Here is a 16,494-nt window from a genome sequence, read left to right on the forward strand (position 1 = left end):
ATGTTCGTGGCTAGAAAAGGAGCGCAGGTAGTGCCGATAGCTGATCTTGGAGACGACTCGGGCGATCGCCAGTTTGTAGCGGGGCTTGCGAAAGGGCTGTCACTGCTTCGCTTCCTCACAAAAGGGGAAGTACTGGGCACGACCGATCTGGCTCGACTGTCGGGGCTTCCGAACGCGTCGGTTTCGCGGCTTTGCTACACCTTGACGAATTTGGGCTACGTTGAATATTTGCCCGAAGCCGGCAAATATCGTCTGGGTGACGCCTGCCTGTCGTTAGGCTATCTCTACATGGCTTCCGATCTGGTGAGCCATGTAGCGCGACCACTTATGACCGAGCTTGCGGCATTCTCGGGTGTCCCGGTCTGCATTGCCCGTCGCCATGAACTCAGCATGAGGTACATCGCGAGGGAAAGCACGGACGATCAATTGTCATTGCGGTTCGGAGTTGGTTCAGTCGTCCCGATCGAGCGCACAGCCATGGGCCATGCTTATCTGGCCGGCCTGGATGAGGAGAAACGGCACGAGATGTTGGACCAGCTAGGGTCCAAAGTCCCCGATATGGACAGCTTTCGCGGGCGAATCGACGACAACATCGACTTGTTTAACAAGAAGGGATTTTGCATCGCTGACCGGATGCGGATGAAGCACGTTAGAGCGGTGGCCGCGCCTTTGCGAATGCCGGCCAGCGGCAGTGTGGTGGCTTTCAATTGCGGCGGAATTGCCGACTATCTCGATCTGGCCTTCCTCATGAATGAAGTGGGGCCCCGGCTTGCCACCCTTGTTCGTGAGGTCGAAAGAATCCTTGAGTCGCAATCGCCACCACCATCGCAGACCGAGAGGTAGTACTGCGAGAATGCGCCATCAATGTCCACATGGCGGTCCGGGGTGAAGTCTCTCCCGCCCTCTTTTCAGCCCACTACTACGTTGTGCTCACAGTAAATCAGAATCCCCTGAGCGCTTCATTGGTTCGATCTGCGCTGCAGGACGAGCGAATTTCTAAAAATCAGACAATCATGCAAAAGCAAACCGCGAAGGAGCAGTCATGAATGAGGGACGCGTAGCACTTATTACGGGCGCATCGTCGGGCATCGGCCGGGCGACCGCAATCGCCTTTCTCCACGCCGGGTACAACGTCGTCATCACCGCGCGCCGCGCCGACCGGCTGGCCGAAACGGTAGATGCGGCCGGTGCAGCCGGGGCACGAGCGCTGTGCCATCCCGCTGATGTGACCGATCCCGCCGCTGTGGAAGCCCTGTTCGACCATGCGGTTGAGCGCTTCGGTCGGATCGATGTCGTCTTCAACAATGCCGGCATCTCGGCTCCCGCTGTCGACATAGACCAGCTTTCGGTTGAGGCCTGGGCAGCCGTCGTGAACACCAACCTCACTGGGCCGTTCCTCTGTACGCGCCAGGCCTTCCGCGTGATGAAGCAACAGTCTCCAATGGGCGGACGAATCATCAACAACGGGTCCGTCGCGGCGCATACGCCACGGCCTAATTCGGCACCCTACACTGCCACCAAGCATGCGATCACTGGCCTGACCAAAGCGTCCGCGCTTGACGGGCGCCCCTACGATATCGCCTGCGGCCAGATCGATATTGGCAACGCCGCAAGTGACATGACTTCCAGAATGTCGACTGGAGCGCGTCAGGCCGACGGCCGCGTCATCCCTGAGCCGGCAATGGACGTGGCCCATGTCGCCGCCACCGTCCTCTACATGGCCTCGCTCCCCCTGTCGGCGAACATTCTGACGATGACCGTGATGGCGACCAAGATGCCCTACGTGGGACGTGGTTGAATCCGTCGGGTCGGGCTCTGCCGGAAGCGCGTGCAAGCGGGGTTTAAGGTGAACGGAGTAACCTGAGCTTCACGCCATCGTTAAAAAGGACACACGAGCGCCCGGTTTTGTAATGCGACAGACCAGGTGCACTCACTCGGGGAGACGCGGAACAACTCAGGTTCTGTCGTGCAGCGTGAATTTTTTGTTCGCGATACGCTCAGTCTTCAGGGTCCTGCATTCTGCCTATTGCGCCAGCAATTAAAGCATGCGAAAATAATTTCCACATATTCAGCAACGAGATGACGAGAGCCGTTTTGCTTGGTCATGGCCACGGCTTTTTGCGTACTCCCCAGTTGAGAAACCGCGCCGGGAAATTCAAAGGGGACGCTTCGGGTACATCGCCCGGATGTGCACCGGTATGCCCAGGGAGTAACAGCTGAGAAACACGCTCCAGTCCGAATGTCGTCTCACGAGATGGCGCCGAAGAGCCGGTGAATGTGGCGCCTGAATGTCAAGCAGTCCAGGAAAACGAAAGGACGATTACCCGATGTCTTCTGATCAGGATTACTCAAGATATATTGGCCTCACCGCCCCTCCTACCACTGCGGCGGCCCCCCTCGAACAGGATACGCTACGGCGTTTCGTCCAAGCGACAATGGACGACGATCCAGTGTATTACGATGAAGAAGTGGCGAGTGCTTCGAAATATGGCGCAATTTGCGCTCCGCCGCTCTATCCGCTGCACGCGTTTCGTCGTGCTTCCGGGACCGCTGACCCACTGGACGCGATCATAGAAAACCGCGACGCTGACGGTGCAGGCGACGGAGCTGATGCGTACTACGGACTAGAACATATCAAGGTACCGTTCAACAGGATATTGAACGGAGGCCTTGAAGTGGAATCTTACCGCTGCCTGAGAAAGGGAGAGAAAGCGGTTGCCTCCCCTCGCTACAGCAAGGTGACACCGAAGAAAGGATCAAGCGGTGATTTTCTGCTCGTAACGATCGAAACGCGTTTTACCACGGAAGCAGGTGAACTGCTGATGATCAGCAGACATACAATGGTGTGGCGATAATGAGTGAATCTCTCTATTTCGAAGATGTCGAGGTAGGTCAGACCTTGATGCGGCTCAAGAAAGGGCCTATGACGACTACCCATATCATGCGCTGGTCCTCTGCAATCGAGAATTGGCATAGGATTCACTACGACCAGCGGTTTGCGATCGACCACGACAAGCTGCCCGACGTGCTGGTGAATGGATCATGGAAGCAGCACGTTCTCGCGCAAGTCATGAAGGATGGTCTCGGACCCGAAGGCTGGTTGTGGAAGATAAAGTTTCGTTACGACAAGATGAACGTTGCGGGCGACACGATCTTCGCAGAAGCCAAGGTCGTGGAGAAGCAGGTTCTTGGCGGACTTGGTTTTGTAACTTGCCGTATCGCTCTGACAGATCAGAACGACACGATTAATACGTCGGGGTGGGCGATCGGTGTTTTGCCCCTGCGTGGCGGTCGCGCGGTTCCCTATCCGTTCGTGGTAGATCCGGCCTATGCTGATCTTAATCTTCCGAATGAAAGATGAGGATAGATCGATGCGCCTGACAATACCGCAACTGCTTCACCACAATGTTCGCCATTTTGCAGAGAAGTGCGCGGTCACTATTGACGATCATGAGTTGAGTTTCCAGGCGTTGGCACGCCTGGTCGTCGAAGCGCGGAACTGCTTCGGCCCGCACGTCGCGCCAGGGGATCGGGTTGCGATATGGATGCCGAACTCATTCGCCTGGATCGCGAGTTTTCTCGCAATCCAGGAATTGCAGGGGATCGCGGTTCCCATCAGCACGCGGCTTACCGCGGTAGAGGTGAGCGCGCTCATTGAGGATTGTGGCGCCCGCGTGCTTGCCGTTTTGCCAAAGTATCGCGGACGCAACTATGTAGACGAAGCAGGTTCCATCGATGCACAACGCGCATCGGTAATCATAGAAGGTCCCTCCGACGAGTTGAAGGAAGACTGGCGGGCGCATATCCGGCAGCAGGCTGTGGGCGCGAACTCCCCGGAATTGCCGGATGGCATTTTCGGCATCATGTACACGTCCGGTACCACGTCGAAACCAAAAGGCGTGATGCTCACTGCCGAGAGCTATATAAGAACCGCCCAATACGCCGCATTCTGTCAGCGCCTGACACCGTCCACCCGTTTCATGAGTCCCGCACCGTTCTTTCATTGCAGCGGCAGCATGCATGCGATCACCACATCTCTGGTTGCGGGTTGCACACTACACTCCATGTCGAGCTGGGACCCCGAACGCCTGCTCGACCTGGTAGAACATCACCGGGCGGACGTTTCGCACGGAATTTTCTTCCGCGATGTGCTCTCGCTAGGAGTGGAGAAGGTCCGCACCAAGCTCGCCACGCTCAAACTGGGATACGATCACGCCGGAAGCCAAATCATGCAGCTTCATGATGAAATTGGAATTTCCGGCATCTCCAACCTTTATGGAATGACGGAAACGTCGGGGATGTTCACCATGTGGTTCCCCGACGATCCATTAATCAAGCGCGTGTCCGCAAACGGCCGGCCGCAGCCGGGAAACGAGATACGGATTGTGGACGCGGAAAGCGGCGCACCGCTGTCGAGTGACTGCCTCGGGGAAGTCCAACTTCGAGGACCGACCATCACCCCGGGCTATTTCGCCCAGCCGGAGGCCAACCGGCAGGCATTCACGGAGGACGGATGGTTCCGTACCGGCGACCTGGGTTCCGTTTCCCCTGACGGGGAACTGCGCTATGTGGCGCGCCTGAAGGAAATCATCCGTGTCGGCGGCGAGAACTTCGCTCCCGCCGAAGTGGAGGAAGTGCTGCGTAGCGCATGCCAACAACAGAACCTCTGCGTGATCGGATTGCCCGACGATAGATTGCAGGAAATTCCCGTTGCGGTCATCGTACAAAACGGCCCGGTAGCCTGGGACGAGGTATTGGCCGGAATGCGGGGCCGCCTGGCCCAATTCAAGGTACCAAGGCAGGTCTATGTCGCCGATGCTCTGCCGACAACGCCGGCCGGGAAGGTACAACGTAACGTCCTGGCAAATTGGATTGCTGAAGGAAAGCTCACGCGGGTCGCTTGACTATCGAAGCTGATCCGCGTGTCACTGCGACGAATATTTTCTGCATTTTGTTTGCGATCCGTCGCATATCGAAAGGAGTGGCCGAATGAAGCTGGTGTACTTCGATGATTTCAGGTTGGGTGTCCTAAAGAATGATTCCGTCTACGACGTCTCATTTATCGCCGGGGAAATTCCACATACCGGCCCTCATGACCTGATGACCGGGCTGATCAGTCAGTTCGACCGCCTCCGTGCGCGGCTGGAAAGCGCAACCGTGAGCAACGACGCAATACCGGTCGAAAGTGTCCGGCTGCGGCCGCCTCTCCCGCGACCGGGCAATATCGTGTGTATGGCGCTCAACTACATCGACGGCAAGATCGGGCCCGAGCCCGCGCCGATTGATGCGTTCACGAAATCGACCGGTTCCATCATTGGTCCCGGCGAGACGATGATCCTGCCTGATTTTCCTGCCTTGGCCTTCGAGGGTGAGGCAGAAATGGCGGTCGTGATCGGCAAGCGGGCCAGTAACGTCAGCGCGACAGACGCGATGGATCACGTGTTCGGCTACGTGAATTTTATTGATGGCTCGGCGCGAGGCGCTCCCTCGCTGTTTCAGACGAAGGCGCGCCAGACTTTCGCTCCCATCGGCCCATACCTCGTGACAGCAGACGAGATCCCCGATCCGCACAACCTTCGTATCCGGCTATGGGTCAACGGCGTGTTGCGACAGGACTTCAGCACGGGCGGAATGGCACATCGCATTCCGCGCTGCATTGAATGGGTGAGCTCGGTGCATGCGCTTGAGCCGGGCGATATCCTGGCAACCGGAACAAGCCATGACGGATTGTCGAGCTTCCAGGATGGCGATGAAGTGGAACTAGAGACCGAGGGGCTTGGAAAGTTGCGTATTCTGGTACGTGATGATCTCAAGCGGACCTGGGAGCGGGACACTTGGCTGGAGCGGAAGAAAAAGCAAATTCCCGAAAGTGCGGTCCGTCAGCTATCAGGCAAATACGGGCCGGCCCACGATCCGCAGAATTGATACTCCCTGCCCTCTAGCAGTGTGGTCGTCGTATGGTCCCAAGATGCATCCTGGCCGCTGGGTTAGCCATCGACGAACACCGCCTCGATAGTCGACGCGGTGTGACTCCCCCTGACCGACTGTCCTAGTCGGTGGTCAGGACTTCGACCGGGCGAAGGGACGCACTGGCTGGAACCGATCTTCCTGGGTGCGGCATAGGTCCTCCGGCAGCCATCTTAACGACGACGCTTGACCGAAGTCTAGACCGAATATTCGGCCCGGACCGCTCCCTTTTTACGATCAGTCATCCTTATCGAAATAAGGTTGGCACATATGATGACGCAACGAGGTAAATGAACCGCCGTGGACTATACATACAAAGACGTTCTCCTCTTCATTGATGGAAACTGGCTTCCAGCGCAGGGCGGGAAAACAATCGCAGTAATTGATCCTGCCACCGAAGAACAGATTGGAGTCGTGTCTTGTGCTGAGCGGGAAGATCTGGATGCGGCGCTGGACGCGGTCAGCAGAGGGTTCAATGTCTGGCGCCACACGTCTGCATTCGAACGCGCCAAGATCATGCGAAAGGCTGCTGACTTATTGCGCGAACGAGCCCCTTATATTGCGTGGCTGATGACGCGTGAACAAGGCAAGCCTCTGGCCCAGTCGACAGCTGAGATATTGGGGGCCGCAGACACGATCGAATGGTTTGCCGAAGAAGGAAGACGCACTTACGGCCAAGTAATCCCGGCACGTTCGCCAAACATTACTCAGATGACGGTGAAGCTCCCGGTTGGGCCGGTAGCGGCGTTCACGCCATGGAACTTCCCGATTAATCAACTCGTTCGTAAGCTGTCTGCCGCGCTGGCCGCTGGATGTTCCCTCATTGTCAAGGCACCCGAGGAAACGCCCGCCTCACCTGCAGAACTCGTCCGCTGTTTCGTAGACGCGGGTATCCCGGCGGGGGTTGTTAATCTTGTGTATGGCGTACCGACCGTGATCTCCGAATATCTGATCAGTCATCCAGTTATTCGTAAAGTGACGTTCACCGGCTCAACCGTGGTTGGAAAACTTCTCGCCTCCCTGGCCGGTCAGCATATGAAGCGAGCAACGATGGAGCTTGGCGGTCATGCGCCCGTCGTCATTGCCGAGGATGCCGATCTCGATCAAGCGGTTTCGCTCATGTCAGCGTACAAGTTCCGCAACGCTGGTCAGGTGTGCATATCGCCTAGCCGTTTCCTTGTTCATGAACGGGTGGCTGACCGTTTTCTCGAGGGGTTCACTGCGGCTGCCAAGGCGATCAAGGTGGGCAACGGCCTTGATGAAGACACGTCCATGGGGCCGCTCGCCAATGAGCGCCGCATACTTGCACTCGAAGCCATGGTCGCCGACGCCCTTGAGTGTGGCGCCCGGTTGACGACCGGGGGACACCGGATCGGTAACAACGGCTACTTCTTCGAACCAACCATCCTGGCAGACGTACCAGTGTCGGCAAAGATCATGAATGACGAGCCCTTCGGTCCTGCAGTTGTCATCAATCGATTTACAGATCTGGATGAGGCGATCGCAGAAGCCAATCGGCTGCCTTACGGTTTAGCTGCCTATGCTTTTACCCGTTCGGAAAAAACCGCTACTCGACTTAGCATGGAAGTTGAGAGCGGGATGATGACGATTAATCATCTCGGCTTCTCATTACCAGAGGTTCCATTCGGGGGCATCAAGGATTCCGGATACGGTACGGAGGGCGGGTCCGAGGCGATTGCGGCCTATTTGGAAACGCGGTTTATCACTCGGGTCTGATTGAACCTGGCGTGGAAGTAGCCTTGAAGACGGTTTGCGGTCGCGGCGTCGAGGTGGTACTTCGATCAGATCACTTCGATCAGATCAATTTCCTAGCGGCGGCTGCGTCGTACCAAGGACAGGTCCGCGCGTGCAGAGCTTGCTCGTACTTGCGCGCGGCAACTGATTTGATTCGTCGAAATAGCGAACCCCTTCTCGGTTGTACACGCAGCCGGCACTCGGTCACGTCCGCAGATACCCCAATCGCACCGCACGTTAAGAAACACTCATCACCGGGTGTTTGGTATCAGGCGGGAACACATCCCAGGTACCGTCACCTTGGCGGAAGAGATAGATTGCAAACGCCCCAGTTGATAGCGATGTCTCGACGCATACATAGCGCCTCTGATTCGCGCGTGCGCGACTTCCTCGTGTTATCCGCACCGACAGTGCAGGAGCCATCACAAGCCATTTTTCCACCATGAAACGCAAGGATCTTTCAGCCTTTTCCATTGGCTTCTCCTTCAATCTCGTTTCCGCTGATGCGGCTGGCCGACGTTCCCCTTTCCACTGCGCCGGTTGTATTCAGCGCTCCGAACGAATACCCAGTTGAGCTCGTGCACTCCCGTGCACGATGACCGATCCGTGGCCTCGCCGTTAGCGTCCGTTGTTCTTCAGCAGTTCGCGCAGGAATTCCGTCTTGGGTCCCGGACCCCGCCCGGCCGGGGGCGGCGGAGTGAGTCCCTTTGCTTTCATGAGCGCTTTCGCCCGGAAATAGGCGTACAGCGCATCGTAGACCGGATAGCTTGACTCCAGAATCATCGCGTCGCTGGTGCAATTGAGCATGATGCCTTCCGAGATTGCCAGCAAGCCGACGGCCACTTGTCCATGGTTGTCGTCGGAAGAAGGCTGATACAAGTCCAGCGCATAGTTAACACCTGCAGCGATGATTCTCGCGATATCGTCCAAAGCCGGGTCCTTGAGCGAATACTTCTTCAGGACCTTGGCGAAGGTTGTGCCCTCGGCATCGTGCGGACCCAGGTCAGCGCCATCCAGCGCAAAGGGAATCGCATCTGATGGCACCTCGTCCTGCTTGTCCCAGGGAACAAAGGAAAACTGCGCCTCGTTGTCAACGAAACGCTTGATCAACCATGGACAAGCCACTCGGTCCAAGTGCACGAAATTCTTTGTGACCCATTTCATTGGTGTCTCCTTGAGTTAAACCGCCTCCATGAGCGCGTACTCTGCCGAACCAGACTCGCCGGACGCCACCGGTAGTTGCATCCAGCATCTTCGTCCGGTGCCCATTACCAACAGCAACAACCTCAATGGTTGTCGCGCGGCACGCCCTTGGTCTGGGCCACCTTCTGGTACTTAACCGCTGGCTTCAGCACCATGCCATTGCCGAGTTGGTCCACCATCTGGCGCTGGATCTCCTGCCAAGGCGTCTGGCTGGCGGGGATCTTGAATCCGCCCTCCTTGGCGAGGTCAGCGCGCCGCTGCGCCAACTCGTCATCCGGAATCAGGACGTTCGCCGTTCCCTTCTTCAGGTCAATGCGTACCCGGTCGCCTGTCTTGATCACGGCGAGGCCGCCGCCGGCCGCCGCCTCCGGGGAGCAATTTAGGATGGAAGGTGAGCCCGACGTGCCAGATTGGCGACCATCGCCAATGCAAGGGAGCGAATGGATCCCTTTCTTGATCAGCGCCGCCGGCGGCTGCATGTTCACTACCTCGGCCGCGCCCGGATAGCCGATCGGGCCGGTACCGCGCATGATCAGCATGCAGTTCTCGTCAATATCGAGCTGCGGATCGTCGATACGATGGTGGTAGTCCTCCGGACCGTCGAAGACGATGGCGCGGCCCTCGAAGGCCTCCGGGTCCTTCGGGTTCGAGAGATAGCGCGCCCGGAACTCCTCCGTGATCCCGCTCGTCTTCATCACTGAGTTGTCGAACAGATTGCCCTTGAGCACGATGAAGCCGGAGTCCTTGCGCAACGGCTTGTCCACCGGGAAGATCACCCTTTCGTCCATGACGGTGGTGCGCTCGCAGTTCTCGCCTATGGTGCGCCCGTTGACGGTCACCGCATCCTCGTGGATGAGTTTCTTCTTCATCAGTTCGTTGATCACTGCTGGCACGCCACCCGCTCGATGGTATTCCTCGCCGAGATACTCGCCCGCCGGCTTCAGGTTCACGATCAGCGGCACGTCGCCCCCGACCTTCGCCCAGTCTTCTATGTTCAGCTCCACGCCGATGTGGCTGGCGATGGCGTTAATGTGGATTGGTGCGTTGGTGGAACCGCCGATCGCGGAGTTGACCACGATGGCATTCTCGAACGCCTTGCGTGTCAGGATGTCGCTAGGCTTCAGGTCCTCCCAGACCATCTCGACCGCCCGCTTTCCCGTCTCGTAGGCGATCTGCCCGCGCTCGCGATAAGGTGCGGGAATAGCGGCGCATCCCGGAAGGCTCATGCCAAGCGCCTCGGCCAGCGAGTTCATCGTCGATGCCGTGCCCATCGTGTTGCAGTGACCCACGGAGGGAGCGGACGACGCGACGATGTCCATGAACTCGTCATAATCGATCTCGCCAGCGGCGAACCGCTCGCGGCTCTTCCAGATGATGGTGCCGGAGCCGGTGCGTTCGCCCTTCCACCAGCCGTTCAGCATCGGGCCGCCCGAGAGCACGATGGCCGGTATATTCACGGTGGCCGCTGCCATGATGCAAGCAGGAGTCGTCTTGTCGCAGCCCGTGGTCAGCACCACACCGTCCAGCGGATAGCCATAGAGCACCTCGACGAGACCGAGATAGGCGAGGTTTCGGTCCAGCGCCGCCGTCGGCCGCTTGCCCGTCTCCTGGATCGGGTGCACCGGGAACTCGAAGCAGTGTCCGCCCGCGGCCGTGATGCCATCGCGAACGCGTTTGGCCAGCTCGAGATGGTGACGGTTGCAGGGCGACAGGTCCGATCCCGTCTGCGCGATGCCGATGACGGGCTTGCCGGACTGCAGCTCTTCCCGCGTGAGACCGAAGTTCAGATAGCGCTCCAGATAAAGCGCCGTCATGGCAGGGTTGTCGGGATTGTCGAACCAGAGCTTGGAACGCAGGTTCGCTGCGGTGAGTCTATTCGGCTTGGCGGCAGGCGCGGCAATATCACCGGCGTCAGACTTGTCCTTGTTACTCATATCCTGTGCTCCTAAGTCAGCCATGTATCTTTGCCTCGCCCCGCAGCTGCGAAGCGAGATATGAAAAAAAATCAATCCGCAAATTTGCCGCCGAGCTCGTCCTCGATATGCGCGCGCACGATCTCGTCGAAATTGCTCTCGACCTTGAAACCCAGTTCACGCGCCCGCGTGGCCTCGACCCGCGGTTTAACGCCGACCATGCGCTGGATAAGCTCGTCGGGCTGGCGGCGGATGCGGGCAGCGACCTTCTCTCCGGCAATACGCTTGAGTGCTGCAATCTGTTCGCCGACCGTGCAGTTGATGCCCGGCATGGTGAGATTGATGCGCGATCCGAGCTGCTCGCGCGTCAGGCTCGCGGCGAGGACCAGGAAGCCGACGGCCGAGCGCGGCGAGGCATGTGTGTGCGTGACAGTGTCCGGCACCGGAAGGACCGCCTCTTGCCCTGTCAAAGGCTCGCGAATAATGCTGGAAAAGAAACCGGAAGCCGCAGCATTTGGCTTACCCGGTCGAACGGAGATCGTAGGTAACCGAATGCCAACGCCGTCGAGAAAACCCCTACGCGTATAGTCGGCGAGCAGCAGCTCGCAAATCGCCTTCTGCGTCCCGTAGGAAGTCAGCGGGGTGAGATGGAAATCATCCGTGATCGATGGCGGGAACGGTGCACCGAAGACCGCGCCGGACGAGCTGAAGATCACCTTCGGACGATAGTCGCTGCCCACCTTGCGAATCGATTCAAACAGATAGCGCGTTCCGTCGAGATTGATCCGATAGCCCTTCTCAAAATCGCGCTCGGCCTCGCCGGAGACGATGCCAGCGAGATGGAAGATCACGTCCGGCCGCTCGCGAATCGCCTTGTCGCTCTCCCCCAGCGCCGCGATGTCCGCAGCGGCGATTTCGAACTTGCCGCTGAAACCGGCGGGCTCTGCGGGGACGACAACATCGATGAGTGTCAGCTTGTCGATCGGCTTGCCGTTCAACCCGCCGTCCTTCACGAGCCGCTCGGTAAGCTTACGCCCGATCATTCCGGCCGCGCCGATGATGAGAATGTGCATTCGATACTCCCTCTCTCACGATTTCTGTCATTCGCCAGGGCTTGTCCCAGCGATCTCTTCTAAACAAATATGGTATCCGTAGTTTTTTCTATGAACCGGCGGGCGGAAATCGCCTGCAATGTGCCGAGGCCTCCGATCTTCGCGTATCGGAAGGTATGAGGCACCCGGGACTCACATCATCACTTCGATGAGATACGGCCCTGGCGTCGCCAATCCGCGGCTGAGCCCGGCGGCCACCTCTTCCAGCGTCGTTGCGCGTTTTGCCTCTACGCCCATGGAGCGAGCGAGGCCAACCCAATCGAGGTTTGGCCGCCCGATGTTCAGTAAGTCCATGGTCTTCAGTCCCGGATTTTGTACACCGACATTCACTAGCTCCTGCTTTAAGATCGCGTATTCACGGTTAGCGAAAATCAACGTGGTGACGTCGAGACCCTCGCGTGCCTGCGTCCACAGTGACTGAAGCGTAAACATCGCAGAGCCATCGGCCTGGAGACACAGCACCTTGCGATCGGGACATGCAATGGCGGCGCCCGTTGCAACTGGCAAGCCGAAGCCGATTGAGCCACCTACATTCTGAAGCCAGTCATGTTGGGGAGAATTCTTCGTTACTGGAAACAGGCCGCGACCGGACGTCACTGCCTCATCGACAACAATGCACTGCTCCGGAATGAGCGCGCCGATCACGGCAGCCAGACCCGACAAGGTAATGGGACCATGTGGCAACAACGGCGGAGCAGCCGCTTCAACTTGCGCATCGGTGCGAGCCCCGATCAGATCCGCGAGTGCCGCTAATGCCTGGACGATGTCTTCGCCTGGAGCCGCAAGCGTCGTGACAGAGCAGGTTTCCGGAGTCAATACACTCGGCTTGCCGGGATGGGCGAAAAACGCGACGGGCGGCTTTGCCCCCGCCAGCACCATGGTGCTCACTTCCTTCAGCGCCGCAACAGCCTGATTGATTGAATACGGCAGGCGCTCAATCGCGAGGCGTCCCGCGCCACGCTCGAATCGTGGATTGAAGGTCTCCGCGAGCAGCTGTGCGCCGGTTGCTTTGGCAATGCGGCCGGCATATTTCAGCCCATCGCCAAGCAGCGCCGCATCGCCGAGAAACAACAGCTTCGGCCCGGGCGCGCGCAACGCTTTGGCCGCGGCCGCGATCGCCCGGTCGTCGACGAGTGCGCGCTTCGGTGGCGGCAAGACCTTGGCCGGCCCGACAGCTTCGCCCCAGGCTGTATCGGCAGGAAGGATCAGCGTCGCCACGCCGGCAACCGCGCTTTGAGACGCAACGATCGCATCGGCGGCATCCTGCGCCACCGAGCGCGCATCCGGTGAGGTGCGCACCCATTTCGAGAACGGCCTGGCGGTTCCCTCAACGTCCGACTTGAGTGGTGAGTCATACTGACGATGATAGGTAGTGTGATCTCCGACGATATTCACGATGGGCGACCGGGCACGTCCCGCATTGTGCAGATTCGGGTTGCCATACGCGAGCCCGGGTCCGAGATGGAGTAATGTCGCAGCGGGCTTTCCCATCATGCGCGCGTAACCATCGGCCGCGCCGGTCACAACACCCTCGAACAGCCCCAGAACGCAGCGGACTCCCTCGACGCGGTCGAGCGCAGAGACGAAATGCATCTCGGAGGTACCCGGATTGGTAAAGCAAACATTTACTCCGCCATCCAACAGAGTATGGACCAGGCTTTCAGCTCCATTCATTACAAAATTCCTTTTCATTTCGATTTCGATCGATAGGATATCTTAGGAGTTTCAGTAGGCGGGGAGCCGAACATCGGACAAAGTCTTCTTCATCGCAGCCACCTCCTCGGCCGCACGTGTCGCAAGATACCGGCTATCGGTCCCGAGCGTTACGAACTGCCACCCCTGGCTGGCCATTTTCATGGCATAGCTGCTGCTCGCGTTGTGAAGACCCGCGAACACTTTGTGGCGCTTGCACGCGGCGAGGATAGTTTCAAGTGCCTTTAGAACTGGCTCCTCCGTCTGGTCGACCTTGGGCGTACACCCCAGGGTGAGCGACAAATCTGCGGGGCCGACGTACACGCCGTCAATACCAGGCGTGCTCAGGATGTCGTCAATATTCTCCACCGCCTCTTTTGTTTCGATCATCGGCATCACGACAACAGTGTCGTTCGCATGCTGGGCGTAATCCGAACCAGCATAAAGAGAAGCCCGGATCGGACCGAAGCTGCGGTTGCCTTGCGGCGCATATCTGCAGGCACGTACAAGCCGCTGCGCTTCATCGCGCGAATTGATCATCGGGCAGATGATTCCGTACGCGCCGGCATCCAGCATTTTCATGATTGAGGCTGGATCGTTCCAGGGCACGCGGGCTAGCGGGATCACATTGGTCGTCGAGATCGCCTGAAGCATCGTCACTGCCATCTGGTAATCAATTACCCCATGCTGCATGTCGATGACGAGAGAATCGAAGCCCTGATGCGCCATCACCTCCGCGGAAAAGCTCGACGGAATCGTTAGCCACCCGTTGGCGACCACGCCGCCACGGTTCAAGATGGATTTCAAAGTATTCTCGCGCACCGCCATGCTCCTTTTCCTAAACCAAATGCGGTCTTTAACTTTCGTCAATGCCCTCAGCTGCAGAGCATTTCTATTCGAAGCGTATTGCCGGTTCATTCAGCTTGGCCATTCATATAGGACTACAAATTTCATTAACCAAAAAATGTAACCATCGCTTAGTACGTTGAATCGCATCACTGCGCCAGGAACGACTGGCGTTCCTGGCTTATCGGATCTAAAACAGGCAGCGCGCAGGAAGCAGATTCCTGCGCGCTGCGACGCTTACGCGACGTTGTGCCTATCCGTTCCACGAAGAACGGCCGTCGCTGTCGGGTCGTACGCCAATGTGATCGGGTCAATGACAACGCCGTAGACATCACGCGCCGCCTCCGGACTTACCAGCCCCTCTTCGACGTCGAAGACGACGCGCAGAGGATCGCGCGCACGCGGATCTCCGTAGCCGCCCGCCCCGGATGTTCTCCAACTGAGAACATCGTTGAGCTTCATCTGGTAGGTTCCCTTTGAATTGAGCTGCCGCTCGCCGGGCGTTCCGGGATTAACGAGCGTGACGCCCTTGGTCCCACTGTGGCCGCCGAAAAGGCCGAACGGAGCGTATTTCACGCGATCGCCCAGGTTGAACAGGTTCACCTTGTCCACCAGGAGTTTCAACTCGCGGCGCACACCACATCCACCGCGGAACGTACCGGCCCCCGCCGAGTCTGGGATCAAACCGAAATGCTCGAAGAGCACGGGTCTGCGGCTCTCCTGCACCTCGATCGGAACGTTGCTCGCGTTCGCGGGGAAGGACGTGGCCTCAAGGCCGTCCTTATTCGAGCGTGCACCGACCCCACCCATGGTCAACTCCCAGCAGACAAAGGGCTGATGCGTCTTGGGATCGAGGCCGCCCAGGATCGGGTTGAACATATGCGCTCCGGCTGCAAGAGCACGCTCCGGCACCGCCTGCGAAAGGGCCGCCATGACCACTTCGTAAATGCGCGGCGAGACCACGGCCCGTCCTCCGCAAGGGGCCGGCCGGCGGGCGTTCAGGAAGGACCCTTCTGGAGCCGTTACCGTGATCGCGCTGATGATCCCCTGGTTCTGCGGCACATTCGGGAGCGTGACGCTTTTTACTGCAGCAACTGAATAGGCCGTCGTGTAGTTGAGATAGCAGTTCATGCCAGCGTCGCGCTGAGGTCCGCTGCCGGCCCAATCGACCTTGATGCCCGTGCTGGAAATCGTGACGGCCACCTTGAAGAGGACAGGCTCGGTGTCCGGCCCGACATCGTCGATCCAATCCTCATGAACGTAGGTCCCGGGGCGAAGCTCACCTACTGCGCCGACCATAGCCTCCCTACTACGCTTGAGAATCTCGGCCATGCAGGCGCGCAAGGTCGGCGCTCCGTAGAGCTTCGCGATCTCGCACAGCCGCCGTGCCGCACCCATATTCGATGCATATTGCGCACGGATGTCACCAAGCACGTCGGAGACGCGGACGTTTGCTTCAATCACCCTGAACATGTCATCGTTCGGCTCACCGCCCGAGTAAAGGCGTGTCGGCATGATGCGCAAGCCTTCCTGATAGTTGTCGAAAAGACCGACAACACTCTGTGATCCGCTGGCCACGCCGCCAATGTCGATCTGATGCGCGATGTTCACCGCGTACCCAAGAAGGACGCCATCCAGAAAGGCTGGGGAAACCATGTAGAGGTCGGGAAGATGTCCCGACCCGATTGCAGGATCATTACAGACGATCGCGTCGCCCTCGCGAAGAGACTCAACCGGAAAGTTCGCGACCATCCGCCGGACCGCAAGCGCCATCGATCCGAGATGGCCCGGGCTGTAATCACCCTGCGAGACGAGATCTCCATCTGGATCGAATACCGCAGTGGAGAAGTCCGTGCCTTCCCTGACCGCGACCGAGTAAGCCGTTCGGCTCAGCGTGACACCCATCTCGGCCGCTATCGTAAGCAGTCCGCCCCAAATCACGGAGAAGGTGACGGGATCAATTTTGTCTGATGTTGTGCTCATTGGAATTTCCTCAAATTCTGTGG

At 58.5% G+C, this 16,494-nt stretch carries 14 protein-coding genes; 7 read left to right on the forward strand and 7 right to left on the reverse strand.

Features of this window, described 5'->3' with window-relative positions; genetic code table 11:
- The first annotated feature begins 30 nt into the window (after positions 1-30).
- The 7 genes from SBC1_RS20110 to SBC1_RS20140 all read left to right on the forward strand — a co-directional run bounded on the left by SBC1_RS20110 (position 31) and on the right by SBC1_RS20140 (position 7,704).
- Entirely contained in the window at positions 31-843 is an 813-nt protein-coding gene (locus SBC1_RS20110) for an IclR family transcriptional regulator (RefSeq protein WP_165097962.1), read from the forward strand.
- A 199-nt stretch (positions 844-1,042) separates the two neighbouring features.
- Entirely contained in the window at positions 1,043-1,798 is a 756-nt protein-coding gene (locus SBC1_RS20115) for an SDR family oxidoreductase (RefSeq protein ID WP_165097958.1), read from the forward strand.
- Positions 1,799-2,327: 529 nt separating this feature from the next.
- Positions 2,328-2,855 (forward strand): MaoC family dehydratase N-terminal domain-containing protein, encoded by a 528-nt coding sequence (locus tag SBC1_RS20120; RefSeq protein ID WP_165097954.1) that lies wholly within the window; start codon positions 2,328-2,330, stop codon positions 2,853-2,855.
- Entirely contained in the window at positions 2,855-3,361 is a 507-nt protein-coding gene (locus tag SBC1_RS20125) for an acyl dehydratase (protein ID WP_122176948.1), read from the forward strand. Before SBC1_RS20120 ends, SBC1_RS20125 begins: the two co-directional genes overlap by 1 nt.
- Positions 3,362-3,371: 10 nt before the next feature.
- The gene (locus SBC1_RS20130) at positions 3,372-4,904 is read left to right on the forward strand and encodes a class I adenylate-forming enzyme family protein (protein ID WP_165097948.1); all 1,533 of its coding nucleotides are present in this window, start codon (positions 3,372-3,374) and stop codon (positions 4,902-4,904) included.
- Positions 4,905-4,989: 85 nt separating this feature from the next.
- Entirely contained in the window at positions 4,990-5,925 is a 936-nt protein-coding gene (locus SBC1_RS20135; protein ID WP_165097945.1) for a fumarylacetoacetate hydrolase family protein, read from the forward strand.
- A gap of 342 nt (positions 5,926-6,267) precedes the next feature.
- Entirely contained in the window at positions 6,268-7,704 is a 1,437-nt protein-coding gene (locus SBC1_RS20140) for an NAD-dependent succinate-semialdehyde dehydrogenase (RefSeq protein WP_165097942.1), read from the forward strand.
- A gap of 255 nt (positions 7,705-7,959) precedes the next feature.
- Here SBC1_RS20140 and SBC1_RS20145 read toward each other — a convergent pair whose 3' ends face one another.
- From SBC1_RS20145 to SBC1_RS20175, 7 genes are all read right to left on the reverse strand, one after another.
- Positions 7,960-8,196, reverse strand: a complete 237-nt coding sequence (locus tag SBC1_RS20145; RefSeq protein ID WP_165097936.1) for a hypothetical protein — start codon at positions 8,194-8,196, stop codon at positions 7,960-7,962.
- Between the two features lie 144 nt (positions 8,197-8,340).
- Positions 8,341-8,832 (reverse strand): chromate resistance protein ChrB domain-containing protein, encoded by a 492-nt coding sequence (locus SBC1_RS20150; RefSeq protein ID WP_241202146.1) that lies wholly within the window; start codon positions 8,830-8,832, stop codon positions 8,341-8,343.
- Between the two features lie 176 nt (positions 8,833-9,008).
- Positions 9,009-10,859 carry an IlvD/Edd family dehydratase gene (locus SBC1_RS20155; protein WP_165988991.1) on the reverse strand — a complete coding sequence of 617 codons (1,851 nt, stop codon included), beginning with the start codon at positions 10,857-10,859 and terminating at the stop codon, positions 9,009-9,011.
- 71 nt (positions 10,860-10,930) lie between these two features.
- Positions 10,931-11,911, reverse strand: a complete 981-nt coding sequence (gene denD / locus SBC1_RS20160) for a D-erythronate dehydrogenase (RefSeq protein WP_165097916.1) — start codon at positions 11,909-11,911, stop codon at positions 10,931-10,933.
- 171 nt (positions 11,912-12,082) lie between these two features.
- Positions 12,083-13,624 (reverse strand): acetolactate synthase large subunit, encoded by a 1,542-nt coding sequence (locus tag SBC1_RS20165; protein ID WP_165097872.1) that lies wholly within the window; start codon positions 13,622-13,624, stop codon positions 12,083-12,085.
- Positions 13,625-13,675: 51 nt separating this feature from the next.
- The gene (locus SBC1_RS20170; RefSeq protein WP_370469640.1) at positions 13,676-14,470 is read right to left on the reverse strand and encodes an HpcH/HpaI aldolase/citrate lyase family protein; all 795 of its coding nucleotides are present in this window, start codon (positions 14,468-14,470) and stop codon (positions 13,676-13,678) included.
- A gap of 255 nt (positions 14,471-14,725) precedes the next feature.
- Positions 14,726-16,471 carry a hydantoinase B/oxoprolinase family protein gene (locus tag SBC1_RS20175; RefSeq protein WP_165097867.1) on the reverse strand — a complete coding sequence of 582 codons (1,746 nt, stop codon included), beginning with the start codon at positions 16,469-16,471 and terminating at the stop codon, positions 14,726-14,728.
- Between the last annotated feature and the right edge of the window lie 23 nt (positions 16,472-16,494).

Origin of the sequence: Caballeronia sp. SBC1, from assembly GCF_011493005.1 — a bacterium.
GTDB lineage: Bacteria > Pseudomonadota > Gammaproteobacteria > Burkholderiales > Burkholderiaceae > Caballeronia.

What these genes read in the sequence shown, in the direction of transcription:
- SBC1_RS20130 (WP_165097948.1), top strand. Translation starts at nt 3,372, where the DNA reads ATGCGCCTGACAATACCGCAACTGCTTCACCACAATGTTCGCCATTTT.
- SBC1_RS20145 (WP_165097936.1), bottom strand. Translation starts at nt 8,196, where the DNA reads ATGGAAAAGGCTGAAAGATCCTTGCGTTTCATGGTGGAAAAATGGCTT.
- SBC1_RS20165 (WP_165097872.1), bottom strand. Translation starts at nt 13,624, where the DNA reads ATGAATGGAGCTGAAAGCCTGGTCCATACTCTGTTGGATGGCGGAGTA.
- SBC1_RS20175 (WP_165097867.1), bottom strand. Translation starts at nt 16,471, where the DNA reads ATGAGCACAACATCAGACAAAATTGATCCCGTCACCTTCTCCGTGATT.
- SBC1_RS20120 (WP_165097954.1), top strand. Translation starts at nt 2,328, where the DNA reads ATGTCTTCTGATCAGGATTACTCAAGATATATTGGCCTCACCGCCCCT.
- SBC1_RS20125 (WP_122176948.1), top strand. Translation starts at nt 2,855, where the DNA reads ATGAGTGAATCTCTCTATTTCGAAGATGTCGAGGTAGGTCAGACCTTG.
- SBC1_RS20170 (WP_370469640.1), bottom strand. Translation starts at nt 14,470, where the DNA reads ATGGCGGTGCGCGAGAATACTTTGAAATCCATCTTGAACCGTGGCGGC.
- SBC1_RS20135 (WP_165097945.1), top strand. Translation starts at nt 4,990, where the DNA reads ATGAAGCTGGTGTACTTCGATGATTTCAGGTTGGGTGTCCTAAAGAAT.
- denD (WP_165097916.1), bottom strand. Translation starts at nt 11,911, where the DNA reads ATGCACATTCTCATCATCGGCGCGGCCGGAATGATCGGGCGTAAGCTT.
- SBC1_RS20115 (WP_165097958.1), top strand. Translation starts at nt 1,043, where the DNA reads ATGAATGAGGGACGCGTAGCACTTATTACGGGCGCATCGTCGGGCATC.
- SBC1_RS20155 (WP_165988991.1), bottom strand. Translation starts at nt 10,859, where the DNA reads ATGAGTAACAAGGACAAGTCTGACGCCGGTGATATTGCCGCGCCTGCC.